Source organism: Undibacterium sp. Ji83W (genome assembly GCF_049340385.1).
Taxonomy (GTDB): Bacteria; Pseudomonadota; Gammaproteobacteria; order Burkholderiales; family Burkholderiaceae_D; genus Undibacterium.
In genome coordinates this window covers 110,256-132,248 of record NZ_JBMPOZ010000011.1, presented here as the reverse complement: position 1 = coordinate 132,248, position 21,993 = coordinate 110,256, and the positions used below count along the sequence as shown (strand labels likewise).

At 50.2% G+C, this 21,993-nt stretch carries 12 protein-coding genes; 6 read left to right on the top strand and 6 right to left on the bottom strand.

Translation table 11 applies throughout. The annotated features are described in order from the left end of the window. Positions 1 to 566 precede the first annotated feature (566 nt). Both ACO0LD_RS18630 and ACO0LD_RS18625 read left to right on the top strand, forming a co-directional pair. Complete coding sequence (locus ACO0LD_RS18630; protein WP_423009502.1) at positions 567 to 1,370, top strand: alpha/beta fold hydrolase; 804 nt, start codon at positions 567 to 569, stop codon at positions 1,368 to 1,370. Positions 1,371 to 1,372: 2 nt separating this feature from the next. Continuing rightward, positions 1,373 to 2,947: an ATP-binding protein gene (locus tag ACO0LD_RS18625; protein ID WP_423009500.1), complete on the top strand. Its 1,575-nt coding sequence runs from the start codon at positions 1,373 to 1,375 to the stop codon at positions 2,945 to 2,947. Between the two features lie 358 nt (positions 2,948 to 3,305). On the opposite strand, the gene ACO0LD_RS18620 is transcribed toward ACO0LD_RS18625, so the two are convergent. From ACO0LD_RS18620 to ACO0LD_RS18610, 3 genes are all read right to left on the bottom strand, one after another. Further along, positions 3,306 to 4,427, bottom strand: a complete 1,122-nt coding sequence (locus ACO0LD_RS18620) for a sensor histidine kinase (RefSeq protein ID WP_423009498.1) — start codon at positions 4,425 to 4,427, stop codon at positions 3,306 to 3,308. A gap of 488 nt (positions 4,428 to 4,915) precedes the next feature. Beyond that, positions 4,916 to 6,412, bottom strand: a complete 1,497-nt coding sequence (locus tag ACO0LD_RS18615; protein WP_423009496.1) for a hybrid sensor histidine kinase/response regulator — start codon at positions 6,410 to 6,412, stop codon at positions 4,916 to 4,918. Positions 6,413 to 6,469: 57 nt separating this feature from the next. After that, positions 6,470 to 7,945 carry an ATPase domain-containing protein gene (locus ACO0LD_RS18610; RefSeq protein WP_423009494.1) on the bottom strand — a complete coding sequence of 492 codons (1,476 nt, stop codon included), beginning with the start codon at positions 7,943 to 7,945 and terminating at the stop codon, positions 6,470 to 6,472. 674 nt (positions 7,946 to 8,619) lie between these two features. Here ACO0LD_RS18610 and trhA point away from each other — a divergent pair. Next, complete coding sequence (gene trhA / locus ACO0LD_RS18605; RefSeq protein WP_423009492.1) at positions 8,620 to 9,237, top strand: PAQR family membrane homeostasis protein TrhA; 618 nt, start codon at positions 8,620 to 8,622, stop codon at positions 9,235 to 9,237. 294 nt (positions 9,238 to 9,531) lie between these two features. Here trhA and ACO0LD_RS18600 read toward each other — a convergent pair whose 3' ends face one another. From ACO0LD_RS18600 to ACO0LD_RS18590, 3 genes are all read right to left on the bottom strand, one after another. Next, positions 9,532 to 9,777, bottom strand: coding sequence for a hypothetical protein (locus tag ACO0LD_RS18600; RefSeq protein WP_423009490.1), 246 nt, complete (start codon positions 9,775 to 9,777; stop codon positions 9,532 to 9,534). 844 nt (positions 9,778 to 10,621) lie between these two features. Then, positions 10,622 to 12,550, bottom strand: coding sequence for a sensor histidine kinase (locus ACO0LD_RS18595; RefSeq protein ID WP_423009488.1), 1,929 nt, complete (start codon positions 12,548 to 12,550; stop codon positions 10,622 to 10,624). Positions 12,551 to 12,613: 63 nt separating this feature from the next. After that, complete coding sequence (locus ACO0LD_RS18590) at positions 12,614 to 13,297, bottom strand: response regulator (protein WP_423009486.1); 684 nt, start codon at positions 13,295 to 13,297, stop codon at positions 12,614 to 12,616. Between the two features lie 251 nt (positions 13,298 to 13,548). On the opposite strand from ACO0LD_RS18590, the gene ACO0LD_RS18585 reads away from it, so the two are divergent. The 3 genes from ACO0LD_RS18585 (at position 13,549) to ACO0LD_RS18575 (ending at position 21,985) form a co-directional block, all read left to right on the top strand. Beyond that, a complete protein-coding gene (locus ACO0LD_RS18585; RefSeq protein WP_423009484.1) occupies positions 13,549 to 14,841 on the top strand; it encodes a hypothetical protein in 1,293 nt (430 codons plus the stop codon). Then, positions 14,838 to 20,843, top strand: coding sequence for an RHS repeat-associated core domain-containing protein (locus tag ACO0LD_RS18580; protein ID WP_423009482.1), 6,006 nt, complete (start codon positions 14,838 to 14,840; stop codon positions 20,841 to 20,843). The genes ACO0LD_RS18585 and ACO0LD_RS18580 overlap by 4 nt, the downstream gene beginning before the upstream one ends. Positions 20,844 to 21,547: 704 nt before the next feature. Then, positions 21,548 to 21,985, top strand: a complete 438-nt coding sequence (locus tag ACO0LD_RS18575; RefSeq protein ID WP_423009480.1) for a response regulator — start codon at positions 21,548 to 21,550, stop codon at positions 21,983 to 21,985. Positions 21,986 to 21,993 lie beyond the last annotated feature (8 nt).

Below are 21,993 nucleotides of genomic sequence, written 5' to 3'. Positions count from 1 at the left end.
GGGCAAAGGGCGGGACGCAGTCATCGCGCCGCCTCCATGACATGTCAGACAATTTCTGCATTTAACAGCATCGCCTGTTCATAGAAATACCTTCAAGCCCCACGTTAAATATGAGCAATTAATATTATATGAAAAACAAGATTAAATGTTAATAAAAGTTAAAAATACATTTACAGCAACTATTGACACTTCAAAATAATTGCTTGATAGAAATTGCGTAATCGCCAGAGTATCGATGAGTGCACCGGCCACAAATGGGCAGCGACTTCTCGCAGAAAACAGGTTTGCAAAATGCAGCGTCGCGCTGAGCATATGCAGGAAAATCGTGTACCTATCGGATTTAGAAGTATTTGATCGAGATAGGCGCGATTACTTGGGCCAAACGCAGCTAGGCTATACTTTCAGGATGATAGGTGAGCATTCCTGTCGGGCAAAAACAAGCAACTACTTTTTCCCGTAACACATATATAACTGGTGAATCTGTTATACGCCAGTACTGCTCTATAGCGTAAAATTGTCAGCTACCTAAAAAATTTGCCGTTCTACATCGATTCCTGTTGAAACTTATGAGAACTACACATCGAAATAACGTTAACATCACCGGCACGGGTCCAATCACGATGGTGTTGGCACATGGCTTCGGCTGCGATCAGAGCATGTGGCGTTTCTTGGCACCGCATTACACTGAGCGCTATCGGGTGGTGACCTTCGACCTGGTAGGTAGTGGCAATTCAGACCTCAACGCTTATGATCGCGACAAGTACAGCTCCCTGCACGGCTACGCTGACGATGTGCTGGAAATCATGGCAGAGTATGCGATGGGGCCGGTGGTTTTTGTAGGTCATTCAGTCAGTGCCATGATCGGCTTGCTTGCAGCCAATCGATACCCGGAGCGCTTCGCCGCACATGTGATGGTTGGTCCATCACCGTCTTATATTAATGATGGCGATTATGTAGGGGGCTTTTCTCGCGAGGATATCGAGGAACTGCTTGAAACGTTGCAAAATAATTACTTAGGCTGGTCGAGCAATATGGCGCCCGTCATCATGGGAGCACCGGACCGTCCGGAACTCGGACAGGAACTCACCAACAGTTTTTGCCGCACTGATCCCGAAATCGCCAAGCACTTCGCCCGGACGACTTTTTTGTCGGACCATCGTGCCGATCTGGTGCACTGTAAGACCCCCAGCCTGATTCTACAGTGTAGCGAAGACATGATTGCGCCAGTATCGGTCGGAGAATATATGTTGCGCCACATGCCCAACAGCAAAATGCACATAATCGATAACGTGGGCCATTGCCCTCACATGAGTGCACCGACAGCGAGTTCAGCAGCCATTGATGACTTTTTGTCCGGTGTTTTGAGGTAAGTATGAGCGCTGCGTTCGTGCCGAATGGGTTGCTTCCGAACGACGGCAACCTTTTCGAGAGTGCCCCCTGCGGCTTAGTTTTGTGCCACATAAATGGCACGATCCTGCGTGCGAATGCCACCTTTTGCCGCTGTCTCGGCTATACACAAGCCGAGTTGACTGATGGTAAACGTGTCCAGGACTTGCTTACTATTGGCGGTCGTCTGTTCTATCAAACTCATTGTAATCCGCTGCTCACTATCCAGGGATCGGTAGCTGAAGTCCAGATGGAAATGCTCTCGCTCAAGGGCGAACGGGTCCCAGTGCTGGTTAATATCATGCGCCGCCAGGAGGGCACTACCCAGTACGACGAATATGCCGTAATGGCAATGCATGATCGTCGATCCTACGAGCGTGAGCTGTTGCGCGAGCGTAAGAATGCCGAAGAATCGTTGGAAGCATTACGCGATGCCGAAGCGCAACTGCGAATTGCAAACGAGCAGCTGTCTCAAGCGCATGAGCGCAAGGACGAATTTCTTGCCACACTCGCGCATGAACTGCGAAATCCGTTAGCGCCGATGCGCAACGTGCTGGAAGTTGTTCGCTTGCGTCCAGAAACTGATTACATCTGGGCATTCAATATGTTGGAGCGCCAGACTAAGCAGCTGACTCATCTGGTGGATGACTTAATGGACGTTTCGCGCATCAACCAAGGCAGATTACAACTAAGGCTGGCGCACTGCGACCTGATAGCGATCACACGTGCTGCAGTCGACGATATAAGACCTCTAGCCAGTGCTGCCAATCACACGCTGGAAGTTGACCTTCCAGCGCCACCGCTGATGATCAATGCGGACGAGACCCGGCTAACTCAGATTGTCATCAACTTACTTACTAATGCGATCAAATATACGCCGGAGGGTGGCCGAATTACGTTATCGGTTCAACACGACGACGACATGGTCCGAATCGCCATTAGCGACAATGGAATAGGCATCCCCGCCGAGGCTCTGCAATCGGTCTTCGACATGTTTTCCCAACTTACACCCGCACTGGAACGTTCCCAAGGCGGACTGGGGATAGGTTTAGCGCTTGTGCATGGCTTGGTCGAGTTGCATAGTGGCTGCATCAGTGCGCATAGCGATGGACCTGGCAGTGGCAGTATCTTTACGGTCACCCTGCCGTTACTGGTGCCGACGGAACCGCCACTAGTCGCAACAATAGAGACGGCACAGGTGGGCGAACACAGCATCTTGGTGGTGGACGATAACGCCGATGCGGCCGACACCTTAGCAATGGCGCTCGAACTGCTCGGCAACCGCGTATACACTGCGTATAGTGCGACTGCAGCCCTGCAGTCAGCTACTGAGCAGCATCCCGACGTGATGCTGCTTGACATTGGTTTGCCTGACATGGATGGCTATGAACTAGCGCGGCGCGTTCGTGCCCAGCCTTGGGGCAAAAAAATCACCATGATTGCCGTCACCGGCTGGGGTCAGGAGTCTGATCGTGCCCGTGCCCACGATGCTGGCTTTGATCATCACATGGTCAAACCGATTCAGTTTGAGCGCCTACGCGAACTGCTCAGTCAAAGGTAAGTGGTTTGCGCCGAGCATGACCTGAATCTCTGCCAAGAACTGGTATAACGCCAGAGCCTGAGCGTAGTGCTCGTAGTTCTAGCCAGTCGTCAGCTTCATCGGGGGAGTATTTTCGGTTGGTTGAGATATTCTTGATATCGACATAGATAACTTGATATGTTGTGCTGACTAATTGAGTCACTGGCCATGAACACAAAGTCAAAAACCACCTAACGGTGGCTTTTAGACTCTTTACTGGGTTGATTAAATTTTTATGCGTTATTTCTAGCAATGCCACGTTTTGCTATTTGCCGGGACAGTAAATGTGTATAAGTTCATTTTTTTCGGGCGAGTTGCCCACTTTAGTCATGGCCCAGGATTACGGTACAAATGGACGGCAGTCAACAGGCACATCTATAAGAAAGGTTGTCCCCAGCTCTTCAGAGCTGTCGACCAGAACACTTCCCCCATGACTTTCTGCGACAGTTTTTACAAAATGCAGGCCAATACCCCAACTGGGTGTTGTAGCGACATTATCTTCACGACGTAAATAATCAAAAATATTGTTGTGCATTTCTTTTGGAATGGGGTTGCCCATATTGTGGACGCTCAGCATTAATCTACCGTGGGCCTGATGAACTCTGGTACTGACTGTTTTATTGTCTCCATATTTGATGGCATTGTTAATCAAGTTTTCCAAAGCTCTGCGTAATGAGTTCTTGCACCAGTATCCAATGACCGCTTCACTCGTTTCACACCCGATATTACAATCAAAGTTTTGATAATATTGCTCACATACTTCGCTAGCTAATTCGTTGATGTCGAATTGCGAGAGGTCAAGCGCCAATTTGGTGTTGCCTTGAAGAGTAAGTGCATCCACCAATTCCCCCATCATGGCACCTAAGCGCGTCGCGTTAGACGCGATTTTAGAGGAAAATTTCTTGACTACTTCCATGTCAGTAGTCATGCCGATGAGCTGAGCGCCGTTGACTATGACTGCCAGCGGCGTCCGCATATCGTGCGAAAGGGCCGCGGCTAACTTACCGCGCAATATCTCGTGGTTGGCAGTGAAAGCTCGGATAGCTTCCCTGGTAGCAGTGTTGATAGACTGATCGATAATTGTCCAGTGATGCTCTGTCAGCTCAACGCGTCCTTTCGCAACGATAGCAATTATCTCCCTAAAAATTTGGTATTCGTGTATCACCTGATCGGGACCATACAAAGTCATGCGTGCCCGCTCACCGCCATGCACGGAAGCAGCATTGTTATTACTGGTCGCATCTTTGCGCGGGTAGTCCGGGCTTAAGGCTTCAGCAATATTGTCGTAAAACGCCGGAAGCGTATTGATTAATACGGGCCCAAGCAAGCTACTGGCACCTGGAACTCGCGCTCTGATTTCCTGTTCCCAGCGTGCCATCACTGCTTCGCGAATGGAGATAAATTGCAGGGAAATCGGGGATAATTCATCCGCTGCCGAGCTTTGATCCGTTGCCAATACCATGCCTCCTCCACAAAGAGCCGATTCAATAACAAATCTGTAAAACACATTCAGTTGCTATGAGCCGCTCCAAGTAGGGAGCCTGATGTAAATCAGGTAAACAGCTATGGCGTAACCATATATCTTACCACCACCTGCCAGAAGCACAATCACAGCATATTTTATCTATGAATGCGTCACTTCCCTATTTAAGTAATAGGAAGTTCTTCAGCTATTGAAGCTCCGCAAAGTGACCGTTGAGTTCATATAAAAGTGATGGCTCTTTGCTCGGCACTGTCTCAACCTTGCTTGCAGTAGAAGCATAGCCCTATATCTAGCGAGGCGGAAATTACCACATTGGGGAAGGCGGCAAACGGTGCATTTGCTAGACGACTAACACGGTGAAACAAGAAGGGCTCTCACTGCCTGCAAAGTAGAAGCAGTTACCATTTTCCATGTTTCTACTGATTGCTGCGCGATAATCTGTGTAGTCGGAGTTGTTAGGTTACTAATTAACTCAGCTGGCCTAACAGACGCATTAACGCATCCATGTCAACGGGCTTTACCATATGGTGATCAAAGCCAGCTTCTGATGACCGCTGCCGGTCTATATCTTGGCCATATCCTGTGATTGCCACAAGCATCGTGTTTGCCATTGTAGGTAATCGACGCAGATTCTTAGCTAACTGTGTACCATCCATATCGGGCAAACCAATGTCCAGCAGGCAGGCATCTAAAGACTCCGTTTTTGCTACATCTAAGGCTGCTTTGCCGCTATGAACAATTTTTACGCTACACCCAGACAGCTCTAAAAACATGCCCAACGTTGATGCCGCGTCTTCATTGTCATCCACTACAAGCACATTAATATTTCCCGTGACCGGTTTCAGCTTTAGTGCAGGTTCATTATTAATCGTCGATACCGGATAAAATCGTGGAAGTGTTATGGTAAATTTACTTCCATGGCCTAAGCCGTCACTATTGGCCGTCACGGTGCCACCGTGAAGTTGAACTAAATTCTGTACTAATGCCAGCCCTATTCCCAACCCGCCTTGCGTTCGGTCTGAAGATCGCTCTGCTTGCGCAAACATGTCAAAAATACTATTTATAGTCTTTGGCTCAATCCCAATGCCGTTATCGCGGATAACAAAGATAATCGAATCTGCGTCACTGTTCATACTCAGCGTAATTTCCCCGCTCTCCAAAGTGTATTTTGCGGCATTATTCAGCACGTTCGACAATATCTGAATTAGCCGTTTAGGATCGCCTTTTATGTAAACAGGGACGGAAGTTGTTTGCAGTGTAAGATGGTGATGACGGGCTTCAAGCAATGGTCGCACTTGCTCTATGGCATCCGTGGCGATATGCCTTGCATCAAGTACCTCTTCCTTAAGCGTGACCAAGCCCCGCGACACTCTGGAAACATCCAAAAGATCATCGATCAATCCCGTCATGTGTTTCACTTGGCGAGAAATGATTTCGCTTGTGCGCTTGATTCTTTCTGGAGCCAGATTGGGGAAGTTCAATAAATCAGAGGCGGCACTGATTGGGGCTAGTGGATTGCGCAATTCATGCGCAAGCATCGCCAAAAATTCATCCTTGCGGCGATCCACGTCACGCATCGCATATTGGCGCTGCCTCCCACGAAAGGCCGACATTGCAGCACTGATGAGCGTCAGTCCTTGAAGTGGGCGCTCTAACAAAGTTATATTACCTAATTGAAAAAAATTAGATGTATGTCGAGATTCTACTTCCCTCTTGGTTAAAATTAATATAGGAAAATCTGACCACGCTGGTTGGTTACTCAAAAATTGATTTAAAAATTTGAGAAGATATGCACTAAGCGCTTCGTCTGAGACGATCAAAGCTGCGGCACCTACGCGCAGTTCTGTTAGCACTTCCAGATCGCTTCTGCAAATAAAGGTTTCCATCTTGGTGCGCTGAAGCAATTGGTCTACCAGGCGTGCATCCTTTCCAATTTGTGCAAAGATTAAAATTCTGCTTTCCACGGCGGCCTTTTCTATTGCAAAATTAAATTAATACAAAAACAACTTACCCTCAGAAAATCACACTTCTTCTTTATTTAAAAGAATAGGTACACCCGTGAGTATCCCCTGGAAGCTATCAAGGACCTGACCTACTTCAATACCAGTTTTCGTAATGTTAAACCGACGTAAAGTGGTTTCATGTGCGCTACCTCGCTTTTTGAACACAGAGAGGGCTTTAGCTATAGCTCCTCGCACCTCGAAATATCGCAAAATTAAGACATTGTCTGCCATATAGCTGACGTCAATACCGGTTGTCATCGCGCCGACAATGCCTTGTTGCACCCCGATCAGAAAAGTTGCTACACCACGTTGTCCCAAATATCTGAGTACCTCGTGCAAATGGGTGGTTAAAAAACCTGCTTCAGGCATTGCATTCAGATAGCCATTAAGACTGTCAATAACAATAATCTTCGCCCCGTTATCGGCCGCACTGCACACCGCGTGCGTGAATTCGCCAGGACTCATTTCAGCGGGATCAATTTGATGGACTTCCAACAACCCCGCTTCGTATGAAGGGCGCAGATCCATACCTATACCCACGCATCGGTTTAGCAGTGTATTGAACGACTCCTCGAACAAAAATATTGAGGCCCGCTGGCCAGCATCAGTAACAGACTTCACAAATTGTATCGCTAGAGTCGATTTTCCCGTCCCGGGAGGACCAGAGATTAGCGTACTCGACCCTTCTTCGATACCACCTCCTAACAGTGAGTCGAACTCAGAAATTCCACTAGAAAATTGGGCGCGCCGTGCAAGTTCACGACTTTCAGCAGCGATGATGCGGGGATAAACCACGATCCCTCCAGTAATGATCGTATAGTCGTGTGGTCCGCGCCTGAATGCGACGCCACGATACTTCATTACTCGAACGAGACGTCTTTCTGCGCCATACTCAGAGTCTGTCTGCTGTAAAGTAATCACGCCATGGGCGATACTGCGGACTTGTTGATCGCCGCGTACGGCTGTCTTGTCGTCCAGGAGAAGGGCTGTACACGCGCGCTTAGCAAAATATTGCTTGAGCGCGAGAACATGGCGACGATAGCGCAGTGCACTCCCTGACAGTAGTTGCAATTCTGATAGCGAATCCAGGACGACGCGATTGGGGTTCAACTTCTCGATCATTTCCAGAATTAAGAAGTTTGTTTCTCCCAACTCGACTTCGGAAGGGTGGAGAACAGTATATTGCTCACTGGGATCAAGGAGGCTTTCTTCCGGAATGACTTCATGGACATGCACCCCTTCCATTGACAAACCGTGCGCATCTGCTATAGCACGCAGTTCCACCTCATTTTCTGCCAAAGTGATATACAAAACCGTCTCACCACGCTTCACCCCCTCAATTAGAAATTGAAGGGCTATCGTGGTCTTGCCTGAACCTGGATCTCCCTCGAGCAAATATAAACGTTCTTTGGTCAACCCACCGCCAAGAACATTATCTAATCCCGGTATACCGATTGATACAAAAGCGTTCGTCAAAGAATTCTGTGCAGTCATATCAACCCTCGGTTATGCGCCTGGTACAACATGCCTTGCCTCACGCGTGTTGCATGGGCTAAAGGAGAATTTACTATTATACAAGCAAGATATTCCATAGCGCGCAAACGCATCTGCCACTGAGTATTCGATCTGATACTGAAATGCGACGCTTGAAGGTGAGTTGGACCGCTTCACAATCCTGCAAACGAAGAAATGTAGTGAGCGTACGTAAGACATGGGAATAGCACATAGGTCAGGGATATCCTTCCATGGCACAGTAGGATCATGCTTGGTCTTCAGCGATTTGCCAGGCTGCTGCGGCAGTAAACGATTAACCACAGTCACAGGGTTCGATTAATAGTGTTAATGTGCCCAGCCTCAAGGCATCACTGCATGCAAGCGTGTTTTAATCTACTGGCCGTTTCAGCTTTATTTAACCAGATGGGAAGAAAAGTATCTTCGATATGCCTTGTAAAATTTTATCCAGCGGCCAATTACCGATAAAAGGGAGCGAGTACTCAGTGACAGTATTGATCCATTACAATGGCGCCACTTCGATTGGAAAGAACTGGAATTTGATAGGTCGCGTAACAGGGGTGGTAGTTTTCGCCAGTAAGTACACAACGCGCCCACGCAAAATATAAGGTCTGGGCCGCAGCTTTCAATAGTGGGAAATTTGTAAGGGAATACGCATGTATTATGGAGAGCGCTTTAACAGCATTACCCACGCGGTGGGTGCTGCGCTGGCGGCAGTCGGCGGCATATCGCTGATTGCGATAGCAGCTCGCAGTGGTGACTATTGGAAGATTGTTAGTTTCAGCATCTACGCTGCCACGCTATTTGCCCTGTATTTTACATCTGCGATGTATCACAGCTCCCAAGGGCCAGCAAAAGACGTCTTGCGTCGGCTAGACCATTGCGCGATCTACTTGCTAATTGCTGGTACCTATACGCCATTCACACTGGTCAGCCTAAGGGGGACGTGGGGATGGTCGCTGTTCGGCGTAGTGTGGGGGCTTGCCGTTGCTGGCGTCCTGCAAGAATTGTGGTACGCCAAAGGAGCACGTCTAATGTCGTTGCTAATCTACGTGGTGATGGGCTGGGTTGGCGTGATCGCTGCTAAGCCGCTCATCAATGCGCTCACGATGGACGGCTTCTGGTGGCTGGCAGCAGGTGGTGCACTCTACACCGGCGGCATCGCGTTTTATGCCACAGATCACAAATGGCGTCACGGCCACGGGGTTTGGCACCTGTTCGTGCTTGGCGGAAGCATATGCCATTTTGGCGCGGTATTGCTGTACGTGGCGTAGTAGAGGACCAAGCAGAGCGATTTGACTACTATAGTAGTGCCATTTGCTGACTGAGCATCGACAGAATTTTTTCTAACTGAAGTTCTTCCGATTTAGCTAATCAGCCAATAAGCTTTGTCGAATGCCTCCAGCGATAGCTTGTTGGTCCGCCACTCCAATAACGCTCCGGACAGCTTATCCATTGTTGAATTTATAGACTAAATCAATTCGATAAATACAGGTGGCTACTTTGAAATAAGAATCGCTGGCTACTTTTATGAGAATACGCAAACTGCCTTCACTCTTGTAGCAGCGTTACCATATATGTTGACTGCAAATGGTGGCAATCTCATTTCCATTCATAAAAAAATCGGCAGACTGACCATGAGGAATCCAGATAACCACAGCACCGTCACAATAATGAATTTCGAATGGCGTGCCACCTTCAATCTTTTTTTGAATCCCCAACACATCATTTTTTTTCAATAGAATTTCATCAGTAGATGGCTCTATATAAATCTTCAATTCATCAATTGTCGTATTTTTAAAAATCAGGTCCATTTCCAGGCATCCAATATTTTTGCATTAATTTCGATCTTGTCGCGTGAGTATGAACCTGATTTCATCTTTAGAAGAGCGAACTTCAATTCTTTGATTTTTTCGACCCAAATGTTTTTAGGTACATCCCACGCGAGATGAATGCCTTAAAAATGTATGCATGACCTGACCCTTCTCCATTTACGCGCTTCACTCGATATTACTTGTTGGGACAAGTGTCCAGAGAAGTAGCAACGCCAATGCAAACAAGATCAAGACACATGCCTTCATATGCCGCCTTGCTGAGCCATCGGATCGAAAAAGTAAATTACGAACTGGATCAGTTTTTCCTGGCTTCCACATCCAATCCGGTCCGGCGCTACCTTTCCCCGTCCCTGAAAAATAAATCAGGACTGCAACCACAGCAGTGGCTAGAGTCAAAAAGAATTTGATACCTATTGGCATTTAACACCTGCATGCATTTAAAAAAATGCTCAGATAAAATTATAGTGGCGTGTAGTATTCTGGATAATTTCAGGATCATTCCTAGAGATGGGATTCATATGTGTGTGTTGTTCAGCATGCGTGCGATAACCTAACTGCTTAATTAATGGATCCAAGATATCAGCTCGGACATCAGCTTCACCCATCAATTCAAATAGAAATGTCGTACTCATAAATAGCCGCCATCAGAATGAAATGAAACCCCACTACCCGTGGCTTCGTTTCCCTGGCGTACAGACATTAAACCCCGGGGCACTCATGCCAACATGATCAAATTGAAGCTTGCCCCCTGCTTTTCCGTCATAGCCTCACCAGGCTTTCCGGAATTTGGTCTGCATCATTTATTCACTACAGTTTTAGCCCATTAACGTAACAGCGGTAACCAAAGTGTAAAACAGGTGCCTAATGGCCCTGAGCGCCAGGATACAGCGCCGTCAATTGCCTGGGCGCGGCGCTGCTGATTATGCAAACCACGGCCAGCCATTGCTTTCAGCGCTTTTTGAACATCGAATCCCTTGCCATTGTCTTCAATACTCACACTTACCCCTGCTGCCATCAACGCAGTACCGACCCGTATTTCACTGGCCTGAGAGTGGCGCAATATGTTGGCAATGCTTTCTTGAATGATGCGCAAGATGTGCAAGGCCGTGGTTTGGTCTATCCAGTCCAGCGAGGGTAATTCACGCACATTCCACTGCAATGCAACGCCTGCACTCTCAAGCCGGGGCTCCAGCCGAAAACGCAGCGTGGCCAGTAATAACAACAGATCAGCCGCGACTGGCTCCATTGAGTCGATGGTGAGTTTGAGGTCGTCAATACAATCCTTGAGAATTTGTAGAACATCGACATTGCTCATGCCGCCACGTTCTACAGAGCGAATTGCACCGATCAACGATGAGCCCAGCCCGTCATGCATATCCTGCATCAACCGCTGACGTTCATCACTGATCACCTGCCGTACTTCTACTATGCGCAAACGCTGATGGCTTAATTCAAGTTCGGCTTCACGTATTTGCAGGCGTTGTGCGAGCTTGATATTGATCGCCTCCACCTCATCAATGGCATTGACGTAACGCAAACACATCAGTGTGGCGAAAATAGTGCAGGCCACTGCATTGGCATATGCTCCCAGATACCATCCCTCCGGATTGATGATATTGTTTTGCAACAACCAGTCAACCACGCCAAACGACGTGCAAAGACCGATACCGATAGCGACCAGACGCCCTTCTCCAGAACGACGCCAGGTATTGATCCCTCCGACCACACCGACAGCAGCTCCCATCAGCGCCGCCGCCAGATAAATCAGCGGCGTGACCTTGGGGGTATTAGGCACCATGGCAAGTAGCGGCAGTGTGAGCAGGCCTACCAATACAGTCAGCCCGACCGTGGCGCGGCTCAGCCAGACCAGAGGACGGCCATGCAGCTGGCAGAGAGAGAAATGTACGATCAAAACCTGCCAGAACAAGGCGTTGACAGTGAGCCAGGCAAACCAGTCATTGGCAATCGGCAGACTCACATAAAAGTGCAGGCCGCGCAAAAATGAGGCCGCGGCAATCCCGAAGAAAAGCAGATAACCGGTTTCCCGCCGACGCTTAAGCCACACAAACAATGCGAATACACCAACGGCAAGATAGGCTGCCCCCAGTGTTGCCGGCAATTCCTGCTGGAGCCACAGGCGGATATGGTAGCGGCTGCTCAATATGTCCGCAGACCCAAGCCAAAGTGATGAGATGGCGATCTGGGTTTTAGCCGAGTGCTCGAGACGAACCAGTATTTCGGTTGGCGGCGAGCCGCCTGGGGAATTGTTCAAAAGTACCCACAGGGGCGTCCGTGTACTGTTCCACAGCGGCCCCTGCTCTTGCGCCCGGTGAACCAGCTCGCCATCGACATAGATGGCAATTGTCCCATCTGTTTTAATACGGCTGCCATAAAGGGCAATTGGGCCAGAGGTATTTTTGTAGCCATGCACAACTAATCTGATCCAGGTGGTCAGCACCATACCCTGATGAAAACCGGCAGTTTTCGCCTGCCGCAGCAAAGCGATATCGGGGGCAAGCGGCAACTCCACGGCCTGCCAGCTAGCAGCCAAGGCTTTACTATCCTGCCAGAGCACGGGAGCGACCGGGGAGCGTGATTCTGACGATTGCCATTCAGCCTGGGTCAGGTGAGTGATCGCAGCCTGCTGCTCGGTTTCCAGGCTATTTGCGTACCATATCCCGCCAGCGAGCAATAGCATCAGCAAAGAGAATAAACCAGCTTTTGTGAAAGAAGAGGTTGAGAGGTAGCTCATGCTGACTGTACCTCAGTTTGTCCAGACAAACGGGGGAAGTGCGCGACGCATGCGCGTTGCCATCTAATTGACAATGAGGCCAAGATTTCTCGCTTCATAAATCGCTTCTGCCTTGGATGTCACCTTGAGCTTACTATAAATGCGCCGCACGAATGAGCGCACAGTAAAAGGCGACAACTGCATCAGCTTGGCGATCTCGGTCGCGGTGAAACCTTTGGTGATCAAGCCCAGTACCTCTGTTTCCCGCGCAGAAAGCAAGGATGATTCTACAACCGGCCCCTGCATTCCCGTTGCCACCATATGATTATTTCTGAAGCGGGCCAGAATCTGCCTCGCGATGATGGGGCTGATCGGGCTGCCGCCGCGCGCGAGACTGCGAATTTCATCTGTCATTTTGGTCGATGAACTATCCTTCAGCAGATAGCCGGCAGCTCCGGCTTCGATGGAGCGGATGACATGTGTTTCATCGCCAAAATTGGTACTGACCATGATATTGCAGCTAGGCCAGTGCAGGACAGCCGCCTCGATAACATCAATACCCGAACCATCTGGCAGACCAAGATCAACCAGCAACACATCTGCCGGTGGATTTTGCAACAGGGCGAGCCCTTCTGCCCGCGTAGCAGCAACACCAACCAGCAGCATATCCGGCGCCTGCTGCACGACCTGACCCAAAGCATCGCAAAAATCGCGATCATCTTCAACAATCACAATATGGATGGCAAGCGGTTCAGATTTGATATTCATTGATTGCATATTTGTCTATTGTACGACAAAACAAGAGAGCAGACTTGTAGCACATTTGTTCTACAGACAAGATTTATTCACATAAATACACTGAATTAATTATCAAAAATGAATGCCGGCCCTCAGCCAGAAATGTGAAAGCGGGGCAAAACTATTCTTTCTTTTTGATTCTTTGCAATGTAATGATTTGCTTGTTGCCTTGCCTGGAAATCAAATTTTCTACCGTCGCAAAACCAAACGAGGTAATTAGCATGACAACAGTAAGACATGATATCGAAGTTATTGGCGCAATCCGTCCTGAAATACAATCCCAGCTATCTGATTACGTCAACACGAAAGCCGGCGATGCAAACGAACACCGGCCAGCTTTGCTTGACGCATCGGCTGGTTTTGACAGCGCCGCCATTGAGTCCTTGCTCGAACAGGGACGCACTCTTGTCTTGCTCTCTCCCTCAAGTGAGAGCCGTGAATTGTTGATGAACATGACAGGCTCACATATAGCTGATACCGATGCTGTCGCTCTCAAGCGAAATACAAACGGACAATATCGTTTCTCCTCCACTGCGGGCATTACAGCGCAAGACAGCACGAGCATTTCTGAAAATGGCAGCACCGAAGCGGCGGCACATCTGATCAACAGCATTAACCAACCACCCTTGGGCGCCCGCATCGCCGGTTTGATCAATGGACTGGCGAAAAAACCTTTGCTTGCTGCCGGTGCAGGTTCCCTGATCGGACCTGCAGGATCATATAGCGGCGAAGTTCGTTTTAATCAAAAATTAAGCGGCGTGCTTGGCCCTGTTGCGGAGAATTTTCCGCGCGCTACGGGAAAAAGCCAGCCTTTCGATTCAAATGGGGAGACTACCTTTTATGTCTACTATGTCGAAGACCGCACCAGTCCGCATTATGTTGTCATCGCCAAACAGCAGCTGTCTTATAGCGCCGGGACAATCATGATCAACCAGGATTGCAATCGTGGCTGCGGCATGTATCAGGCAGCCAGCGAAATTCGCGGTGTCTCTGTCAACGCGGGCAATGTGAACCTCGTCTATTCATCGCCTGACTCGGAAAGTGCCGTTGCCAAAGTACGCGAAGAAATGCGCTTGCGGCAAAACGTCCAGGGCGGGACATCCATTCTCCCGACCATTATAGAAGATGCGACCTCACTGTCGCTCACCGATTGGACAGTCAACAAGCGATCATCACATGGTGTAACCAGTGCCGGCTGGGAATTCATACAGTCGAATCTCCGTTACGGCTTCGGTGACATCACGCAAACCATCTTCAATGGCCAGACAGTCAAGCCCTATTCTGTTATTGCCACCTCCACCCTCTCCGTCACCACATTTGCCGTGTGGAGAATCACTAACAATCCAAAACCCATACTTAACCTGGGGCTGGAGATGGTCCAGAGCTTCATGATAATGGCCAATGGCGGCTGCCGCAAAAACCAGGATTATCGCGGCGGTAATATGCACACCATCGGCACTGGCGTACAACATCATAGTCTCGATCTGGCAGCAATCACGAGGGCACCAGTGTGAACGTCGATACCTTAGCCCCCGGCCGCAGAACAGGAACCCTACCCGGGGAATTTGCCGTAGCAAGTGATGGTGCCGCGCTCTATACCATTCCTCTCACTGTGCCGCCAGGCACGGGTGGCCTCGCACCTTCGCTGGCACTTGCCTACACCAGCGCCAGCGGCAATGACCTGCTAGGTATAGGCTGGCAACTTACCGGCCTGTCGTCAATCAGCCGGACCGGCGCCATACCGGTGCTGGACGGTTTTCGCGGGGGTGTCTCGTATACCAGGAATGACCGTTTTAATCTGGATGGACAGCGTCTCGTGAACGTTAGCGGTGCCTATGGTGAAGCGGGCACCGTCTATCACACTGAGCTGGAAAGCTGGAGACGGATTGTCCCGGTGTATGGCAACAGTGCGCGGCTCAATGACAGCAATGACGGCAATGGCCCCGATAGTTTTATCGTCTACGAGAAAAATGGCCAGGTTGTCGAATTTGGCAGCAGCGCTGACTCACGCATTAACGCAAGTAATGCCAGTCCCCTGGTACGTTCGTGGCTGGTCAGCCGCATCACAGACAGGAACGGTAACTTCATCAGTTTTCAATATATCGTTGCCGACGGCGCAGCTCGCATTGCGCGTATTGATTACACTGGCAATCAAGGTGTGGTGCCCAGGAGATCGGTGCGCTTTTCCTATGAAAAACGGCCAGATCCCACTACCCGTTATGTAGGCGGATTCCCGATTTGCTCACAGCATCGCATGGTGAGTATTGACACTTATGTTGATGAACAGCGTGTCACACGTTACCAGCTCGATTATCTGCCTGGCGGAACAACAGGGCGCAGCCGCCTGGCCTCAGTCACTCAGGCAGATACACACGGCAACAGCCTGACCCCGACACGTTTTACATGGCAGGACAGTAATCCACTACTTTTTTCAGCAACAGCAACAGAGTCGGCCACAGAGCTGCCTTTTGGCGGTAATTTTCTGCCGCTTGACGTCAATGGTGACGGCCGGATTGACTTCGTCAACGCCTACCCTGTCAACGATTTACTGGTCATGGATTTATATGTGGCACAGACCAGTGGCAAAGGCTTCCATGGCCCGTTCCGCGTGCCGGCCAGCTCGCCTGCGCTACCATGGGGAGGCCAATTCTTCCCCATGGATGTCAATGGCAATGGCCATACCGATCTGGTCTATGCCTGGCGAGATGATGATGCATGCCGCCTGGCAGTGTTTCTTGCCACGCAAGACAGTAACAAAAACTGGAACTTGCAAATGGTCACTGCCAAAAGCAGCGATATCAGCTTGCCATGGGGAGGTCAGCTCTATGCCGCCGACTTTGACGGCGATGGCGCGACAGATTTTGTTTATCTGCAACGCACTGATGAAGGCACAAATTTTAGCCTGCTCACAACGAAGGACGCAGGCTTCGAACGTGGCCAGACATTAAAAACCTCACTCCCCTACGATGGACTGTGCCTCAGCTTCGATGTGGACGGTGATGGCATGGCCGATATTGTCTATGCCTATCATGTCGACGGCAAACTCAGAATCGCCACACTGAAATCAAACGGCAAGACATTGGCATTGCACGAGAAAGGCTTGCTCGCCAGCCTGGACCTGGATTTTTCCGGAGCCTTGCTGCCTATGGATTTCAACGGCGATGGCCTGGTTGATCTGGTGCATGCGGGACAGAATAGCGCGGGGAACCTGATACTAACCCCTATCGTTTCCAGCGGTGCAGGATTTATACCTCAGTCAGCACAAACCTTTAACGATATCCCATTCAATAGTTTGATCCTTCCCGGAGACCTGAATGGCGATGGCATAGCAGATCTGGCAATTTCCGTTCAATCGCCAACTGGTACGGCCTTGCATACCCTGGTTTCAACAGGCACAGGTTTCCGTTCCACCCCATCAAATCAGCCACTCAAATCAATGCGGGCAGGCGTGCTTTTCCCTATCGACCTCAATGGAGTCGGGCGCAATGGCTTGCTCAACCTGGCGGAAGTCAACGGCAAGCTGACCCTGGGCTCGGTCTTGCCCAGTGGCGATGCACCAGATCTATTGACAACGATCACCACAGGCAGTGGCGCCACATTCAGCATGCAGTACCGCGCAATGACCGATGCTGAAGTCTACCAGCATAGCTCTTCCGGTTTGTCCCCCACTGGCTTGCAGGGAGGAGGAAGCACGGCTATTGGTGCCACCTACACCCCTTCGTCAGGGCAAATTCTGGCTGGATCAACTGGCGCAGTTGCTCCTGTGATGACGGCAGCATTTCCTAAATACGTGTTGTCCTCGTATACCAAATCTGATGGGCGCGGCAATGCTCACGAGTACCGCTATGGCTACAGCAATGCCGCTATTGACATTGTCAGCGGACGTGGCTGGCTGGGATTTCAACAGCAAAAGTCCTGCGACATGGATGTAGGAACAACGACCCTAAGTTCGTTCCATCAGCAATTCCCCCTTGCCAGCATGATGAGCGAGAGCACAGTTTCCCGTACGAGAGATGCTGCACGCCTCAATCATACCGCCATGCATTACCAGATTTTGCAACCCGACAAGAAAACATACTTGCCGCTTTCCTCAGAGATAGTGACGCAGTTATTCAGCTTCGGCCATCTTGATGCAACGCAGCGCAGCACGACCAGTTATGATGCCTACGGCAATCCCGTACTGAGCTGTGAATTTGGTGATGGCAGCGGAGCCGCCCTATTTACCCATCGTAGCTTCATCAACGATAGCAAAAACTGGCGGCTGGGATTTAAAACTTCAGAGAAAAAAACAGCCGATATGGAGGGAAGAAAAATCCTCTCCTCTGAAAAAACGGAATTTTCTCCCGGATTGATGAACGCCATCACACACAGTGTATGGCACGATCATCAAGAAGTCTGGCTCAATGCGCATATGTCCTACGATATGTTTGGCAACATCATTGCGCAGACTGATCATGCTGGTGCAAAAAAAACGACGGTCTATGACAGTCTCTTTCATACCTTCCCCGTGTCCGCTGAAGGGCCGCCAAATGCAGATGGCCTGAGCCTTACCACCTCCTATGAACATGAGCCCTGCTTCGGCGAACTGATACGTGCGGTGGACAGCAATAAAGTGCAGACACGTCAGCGCATAGACGGCTTTGGACGGGTCACCGCCAAACTTGGCCCGGATAACCAGGGTAAGGAAGTCGAATTATTGCTGACCGAATGGAAAGAAGACGACACCGGCGCCTACCAGGAAAACCGCGAACGCTTCGACTGGCAAGGTGGCAGATGGACCTGTATCCGTGAGTATCTCGATGGGTTTGAGCGCGTCTACCGCACAGTGTCCCTGGCCGCCGACGGCATCACGCCGGTCACGGTTGACAAACGCTACAATAGCCGCAATCTCGTGACTTATGAAACCCTGCCCTGGTCACCAGGGGAAAATATTTTATCAATCAAGCGCACCTTTGATGAATGTGACCGGGTGTTACGCGTAGAAAGACCGTCAGGCGATGGCGCCGTGCGCACCGACCTTTTCAGCTATCCTGACATCCATACCTTGCAACTGACCGCCGGAGCAGGAAGCACGACAGAGCGACATACGACATCCGTGCAAGGAAGTTACAACGGCAAACAGCTACCAGTACGTATCGTCGATGGTTCCGGGAATACCGCCCAACTGGCTTACGATGCGCTCGGACGTACTATCCGTACCGAAGATGGCGTCGGCAACATAACCCTGATTACCTACGACTCACTCGACAACAAAGTCAGCGCCAAAGTGAGCAATGGCACGCACGTGAGCCGCGCTGAAACTGCCAGGTACAATATGTTGACACGCGAAGTGTCAAAACAGGATGCGCGCGGGCATATCACTGTCATGAAACTTGATGCGCTTGGCCGCCCCCTGTCCAGCATGGAAAATGGCAAGACCAGCACCACTTACTGTTATGACGATAGTGATAACGGCCATGGACTGGGACGATTGACTTCCGTCTCTTTGGAGCACGGAGCAAAATATGCGTTTGTATATGATGCCTATGGTAACCAGACCAAGGTAAGCGTCACGCTGGGTGGTGAAAAATATCAGTTCAAACGCAGTTTCCTGCCATCCAGCCGGCCTGAATCCATCGTCTATCCTGATGGCGCGGTACATGACATGCGCTATACGGCTGGCGGCATGCTGGAGTCATTGACAGCCACAGCAGAGAATGGCAACCAAGAGGCATCAATCAGTATTGGTGCTTATAATGCCTCCGGCAAGCCAGCGAGCCTGCGCCACGGCAATGGCTTTATGGAAACGCTGCAATACAATGTTGCCCAGCAACTACGCAGCCAGCAGATAGTCGATGCCAATAAAACTCCGGTACTTCATCAGCTCTTCAAGTGGAATGCGATTGATGACCTGATCGCCATAGAAGACCAGCTGGATCAGGCGAATAGCTATGCTTTTTCATATGACCTGGCAGGCCGTCTGCTCAAGGCCGATGGCCCCTATGCCAGACCACAGCAATTTTCCTATGATGCCGCCGGCAATTTGACGATGAAGGACGATGCCAGCCTGCTGTACGCAAATGGACTACTGGTTGGTGCCGGCAAACTGGCGTTTGAATACGACAAAATGGGCAACACCACCCGTATCAAAGGGAATGGCAGCAATCAAGAACTCGATTACGATGTTGCGGGCAAATTGACAACGGCCAGCGGTTGCAGCTTTACCTACGATCATCAGGGACGCCGTCTTAGCAAGCGTCTGCCCGATGGCAGCACCACATGGTACATCGCACCTGACTATGAAGTTGTCACCCGCCCCAACGGCAGCCGTCAACATACCAGAGCTTTGCGCACACCTTTTGGTCTGGCTGCAACGATCACCGCAATTGACAAGGGTATAGCTGCCGATCCCGTACAGGAGCCCGGCGTGCCCTCTCCAGGAGTTTGCTATTTCCACCGCAATCAGGTCAATAGCACAACGATCGTATCTGATAGCCATGGTGCTATCGTAGCAAACGTGGAGTATTTGCCATTTGGTGACATATCACGTATCCGGGGAATACAAAGCTTCAGGGCGAAATTTGCCGGACGTGAGCTGGACCACGAAACCGGGCTGTATGATTTTGGGGCGCGCTACTATCTTCCACAGATAGGCCGCTTTATCACTGCAGATGACGGCTTTGGCGGGCCCCTGGATAGACATGACACCCTGAACCCATATGCCTACGTACTGAATAGTCCGGTATGCAACGTCGACCCTAGCGGCAGAAACGTGTTCGACGCGATACGCGACGGCTTCAATACAGTGGCAGGTGCGGTAGAGACTGGCGCATCATGGCTGGCGAACAACCCAAAAGAGTGGGCTCCTTATGTTATAAGCGGACTGCTGGTAGTGGGCGGTATCGCGATATTGGCGACCACGCCATTTGGCGGCGCAGCATCAGCGGCTATTGGCGGCATGTTGCTTGGCGCTGGCATTAGCGGCATCGTGTACGCAGCGACCCATCATGGAGATAATTTCAACTGGAGTAGCTGGGGCATACAAACGGGGGTCGGTGGCGCCGTAGGCCTGGTATCAGGCGGACTCAGCTTTGGCGCAACGAGTGCCTCCAATGCCTTGATGGCTGGTGGCAGGGCAGCTTTTGCCCTCGGTGCAGCAGGACGGGTTGCCTTGCAGGTTGCCGCAGGTGTGGTGGACGGTGCGGCAGGAAATGCCTTTGCTGCCTGGATTACCAATCTGGATAATGGGCAATCTGCTGGGCAAGGCGTAGGATGGGCTGCCCTGGTAGGCGGCATTACAGGCGGAGTAGGAGCAGGAATTGCATCCAAGCTCGCAGGTAGCGCACGCTTTTCCAGGGGGGCAAATTACGCCGAGAGAGTGAATTTCATGCCCGAATTTGGCGGCAGAGGTATCGCTAATGCAAGGGTGGCAACCTCTTCCGGTATCATCGGCAAAGCTGTATTGAGAGCCCCGGCAATGCTGTTTGGTGCGGGCGGGAAAGCACTCATCAATTTCGGCCCTCAGCAAAGCTGGTAAGAACAGCTTTGCTTCATTAATAGAGGCTCATGAACTCTCCATTCATGAGCCTCTATCTGCATGTAAATCTGCTGCGGCTACCCAGGCATCTGCCAGCCTGCACTCAATCGTCCAGCAAACGCCAGGCACCTTAGCCCTATTACAAATCGTGGACGGCCGATATCCGCGCCCGGCACGCACTGGCTGAAATTGAGCCAGACCTTGATGATTGCCTGGCCGGGACATCAAGAACTATGTACACAAGGAGGTGGCTCCGTATGTCAGCGCTTCTACCCCGCAAGATATGAATATTTGATAGCGCTGACATCAGTCCGGTTCGCGCAAAATTGCGGCCCTCAAAGCAAGCATATTTACCTGTCTGAATTCTTGATTGACGAGGCATTTTCCTACATACAAACAAATATCGACGGCGCACTATTACTCCAAGGAAAAATCAGTGCTAACCACAAAAGAGTCAACAAATGCAAATTAATCATATCAATATTGCAGCGATATAGACAATTGCATAATATAAATGTAAATTTGGTAATCATGATATATAAGCACTGATTCATGTCTTACTTTCAGGCTATGAATAACGCTGGTTTCATAGGTAAATTGTGTTGCCGCTGAGATTTGTTTCACATGCTCTGTTACAAATTTCGCGTTGCAATAATGTTGCCTTGGAGTATTATTAATCATTGTGCGCAGGCGAAAGGTGTCAAATGAATGACAGCATTCCGCAAACCAGACCGGTCACTATCCTGGTCGTCGATGACGACGATGTTGATGTGCTGGGTATAGAGCGCGCACTGAAAAAACTCAAGATCGCCAACCCCATCGTGCGTGCCCATGACGGCGTCGAGGCGCTGGAAATCCTGCGCTCACCCGAGGGCTTGCCACGACCCTATCTGATTTTGCTGGACATCAATATGCCGCGCATGAACGGGCAAGAGATGCTGGCAGAGCTGCGGCAAGACAAAAATCTGTCGTCCGCAGTTGTATTCGTACTGACCACTTCACAGGATGACCAGGACAAGCTCATGGCTTATTCCAAACATGTGGCCGGTTATATCGTCAAACAGCATGTTGGTGATGGCTTCATGCGTGTGACGGAAATGCTCGACCATTACTGGCGGGTAGTTGAACTACCTGTCGCCTGAGGTGTAAT